This window comes from Rhodovibrio sodomensis, from assembly GCF_016583645.1.
Classification (GTDB): domain Bacteria; phylum Pseudomonadota; class Alphaproteobacteria; order Kiloniellales; family Rhodovibrionaceae; genus Rhodovibrio; species Rhodovibrio sodomensis.
Genome location: NZ_NRRL01000276.1, coordinates 1 through 1024, shown reverse-complemented (window position 1 = coordinate 1024; position 1024 = coordinate 1). Strand labels below are relative to the sequence as shown.

Sequence of the window (1024 nt, the reverse complement as noted above, 5' to 3'; positions counted from 1 at the left end):
GCGTCGGAACCACGGCCGTGGCGTAGTGCCGGGCCAGCTCGTGGTAGCCGGCGTTGATCGCCGGGTCGTAGAAGCTCGCGTGGGTGACGCCGACCTTGAGGTTATCCGGCACGAGACGCGACGGGACCCCGCCCAGGTGCTCGAACAGCCGCACGTGCGAGGCGAGCCAGTCGGCGCTCTGCTGGCTCCAGGTGACGTCCGCGAACAGGTAGCCGGCGTACGGCAGCACCGCCACGAACACCTGCGCCGGCCGGGCCGCCGCACCCACCCCCACGCTCAGCGTCATGCCGGCGTAATCGATCTCGACCATTTCGCCCGGCGTATGCGCCCGCAGCAGCCGCGGTTCCTTGTGGGCGCCTTGCCACTCCCGGAACCGGGCGACGAACTGCGTGTAGCGGTAGCCGTCCGGAACGGCCGCCAGATGCTCCCGCCACAACAGTTTCAGCGTGACCCCGCGCCGGCCCAGCTCCCGGGCGACATAGGCCCAGTCCGGCTCCGACCGGCCGGCCGGAGCCGGTGTGCGGGGGAACAGCTGCGCCTCCAGCGCATCGTCCGACCAATCCGCCACCCCGGCGTAGGTCAGCCCGGCGGCTTTCAGCCGTCGCAGATAATCCCGGACCGTCGTCCGGGGGAGCCGGCACGCCGCCACGATCTGGCGCTGACTGGCGCCGTGCTCGTCGCGGAGCCGGAGAACTTCCCTGATTTTACGCATATCCGACCTCGGTTTCGGCATCCACGGGCCCCCTGTCCCTCGTGATCAGGGGCGCACCGTAGAGCGTTGCTACCAAGGCCGCGCGCCGTCTTTCTCTCGTGCCACGTGTGGGCGAATTCGCCGAATTCGGTGGGCGGTTTCAGCCGAACCAGGTGGGCGGATTCAACCGAATTGGGTGGGCGGATTCTGGAGCGTTCTCGAGGGTCCGGGAACGGCAGTTTGCCAGGGCGAGACGGCTTTTGCCGGACCGCTCGTGAACGTGGATTGAACGGACCCGCGGGCAGCGAGGCAGGTCTATGGGGATTGTGTCGA

1 protein-coding gene is annotated in these 1024 nt (G+C 68.8%); it reads right to left on the bottom strand.

All coding sequences use genetic code 11. From position 1 onward, the window contains the following. A partial coding sequence (istA, locus tag CKO28_RS27730) for an IS21 family transposase (RefSeq protein WP_200344771.1) occupies window positions 1-733 on the bottom strand: 733 nt, incomplete at its 3' end. Window positions 734-1024 lie beyond the last annotated feature (291 nt).